4 protein-coding genes are annotated in these 2,099 nt (G+C 40.8%); 3 read left to right on the forward strand and 1 reads right to left on the reverse strand.

The window, feature by feature from the left end:
* Positions 1 to 82: 82 nt before the first annotated feature.
* The 3 genes from VCHENC03_RS24345 to VCHENC03_RS24340 all read left to right on the forward strand — a co-directional run bounded on the left by VCHENC03_RS24345 (position 83) and on the right by VCHENC03_RS24340 (position 1,617).
* A complete protein-coding gene (locus VCHENC03_RS24345) occupies positions 83 to 415 on the forward strand; it encodes a hypothetical protein (protein WP_009704190.1) in 333 nt (110 codons plus the stop codon).
* Between the two features lie 138 nt (positions 416 to 553).
* On the forward strand, positions 554 to 997 hold the full coding sequence (locus VCHENC03_RS0125165; protein ID WP_032801945.1) for a hypothetical protein: 444 nt from the start codon (positions 554 to 556) through the stop codon (positions 995 to 997).
* A 140-nt stretch (positions 998 to 1,137) separates the two neighbouring features.
* Positions 1,138 to 1,617, forward strand: a complete 480-nt coding sequence (locus VCHENC03_RS24340) for a hypothetical protein (protein ID WP_157620992.1) — start codon at positions 1,138 to 1,140, stop codon at positions 1,615 to 1,617.
* Between the two features lie 266 nt (positions 1,618 to 1,883).
* Here the strand turns inward: VCHENC03_RS24340 and VCHENC03_RS27870 are convergent.
* A partial coding sequence (locus VCHENC03_RS27870) for a hypothetical protein (protein WP_232310302.1) occupies positions 1,884 to 2,099 on the reverse strand: 216 nt, incomplete at its 5' end.

Raw genomic sequence — 2,099 nt, forward strand, 5'->3', positions numbered from 1 at the left:
TTAAGTGATTAAGGTGATATGCAGTAGCATCGGTATTGCGTTGCTCACACCTTAACAGGGCGTTAGGTGTCAGGAGGTCAAATTGTCAGAAAAGGTGATTTTTGCAGACTTTGCAAATAATGATTTGGTTGAGTTTAAGTATAATGTCGACCCTTGGGACTCTACGTTGAGCTCAATTGAAATGGTGTCTCACGACAGGAGTGGCATGTTCAAAAGCTTCAAGTTTGAAGGTGTGTCTAACCTAGAAATTGAAAAAGGCTTCAGTGGATATCTTGGTGGTACAGCGATTATAGATATCAGTGGCCGTCAATGGGCTCACGCTCAAATAGAGGTTCATAACTATGAGTTTGGCTCAGGAATTTCCTTTTTGGCTATGAGCTTTTCAGTTTCAGAAGTCTCGGAGGCATACACCTAACAAACTGTTCAAGAGGGATTCGCAACACGTGGCATTTTTACTATGCGTTGGTTTTAGTGTTTAAGGTGGTTTGCGGCGGCTTTGGTATTGCGTTGCTCACCCCTTAACAAGGCGTTATGTGATTTTTGGAGGTAAACGTTGAAATGTGAAACACCACCCATTAGCTTGTTGTTCTTGAAGTGTATTTCAGACGCTAGCCTAAAAACTTCTAAAGGTGCTTTTGTCGTATTATTTGTATGGTTTTTTCTGGTGCATTGGATTTTCTATGCTCATTTCAATAACCCAGTTTGGTTAACTGCGGCAGGCACAATGCTCGTGATCCTCAGTTTAATGATGGCTTTTACTAATCTCGTCGTCCCTGATATTGCTGATGATATCAAGCCCATGTGTGCTGAGAAAAGTAAAGGGATATACATCTGTAAGGATAATCCTACCTGGGAGATTAATGATATTGAGGTTGTTAATGCAGGCAACAAACAGCATTACGCGAAAATGTCAGATAAATATAGTCGAATTGCTATTTATTATGTCTTTACGCTAATAGGCTCCATAGTTGCTTCATATGGTGGATTAATCACATAACAAACTGTTTAAGAGTGATTCGCAACGCGTGGCATTTTTACTATGCGTTGATTTTAGTGTTTAAGGTGGTATGCGGAAGCATCGGTATTGCGTTGCTCACACCTTAACAGGGCGTTAAACGACATATGGAGGCTAATCAGGTGAAATTGAGTTTGATAGCTTTGCTGTTATGTTTTAGTTCATTTTGTTTTGGAGGCAATTTGGGGAAAGGGAAAGAAGACACCCAACACTTATTTGACTTGGTGCTGCCTTTTGCGGAAAAAATGTTAGCTGAGTATGGAGAGTTTTATCCATATGGTGCAGCGATCACTTTAACTGGAGAAGTTGTTGATGTATCGGTCTTCGAAGGGAGCGAATACCCACCTTCATCCGAGATCATTGATTTGCTCAATTCTGCCTTTCTTAAAGCAGCTGAAAATCGACAATATAGCACCACCGCGGTAGTTTACGATGTTCGTATTATGCTTCCTTCAGGTAAGGCTTCAGATGCAATAGCCGTTAATCTTGATCATAATTCTGGCTATTCTATTGTCGTGTATTTGCCTTACAAAAAAGTAAACCAAGCTATAGAGTACGGTGAACTATCAGTTCAAGAAGGTCGTGGAGCAATATTTAATTAAGTGCGTGATATGTGCGTTTAACAAACTGTTCAAGAGGGATTCGCAACGCGTGGCATTTTCACTATGCGTTGAATTTAGTGATTAAGGTGGTATGCGGCGGCTTTTGTATTGCGTTGCTCACCCCTTAACAGGGCGTTAGTACGGGTTTGACATCAAAGGTCATAAGTTTTGGTGTTTATCTGTTTTGGCGCTCGTCTTTACACCTTTCAGTTAGTGCCTTTCACGTTCTTTCCGGTGGCACTATATGCGAAGTGTTCGCTTTGATTTCATCGCTTACGGCTTCTAACTCTTAGCCTATTTCTTTGGTGCTTCTTCATTTTCGTGGTGGCTTTTGAGAAAACCTTGATTACTTTTGTTGTGGCTGTTGAAGTACGAGGAAAGAATCCTTTTCTAATTTGAAGCAAGTGAAAGTAGGACAGTTCAGTGCGTTTTTCTTCTAGCCAACTTTCGTCTTTCAATCGGGGTAAAGTTTTGTAGCTGCC

The organism is Vibrio sp. HENC-03 (genome assembly GCF_000305755.2).
Lineage (GTDB): Bacteria > Pseudomonadota > Gammaproteobacteria > Enterobacterales > Vibrionaceae > Vibrio > Vibrio owensii.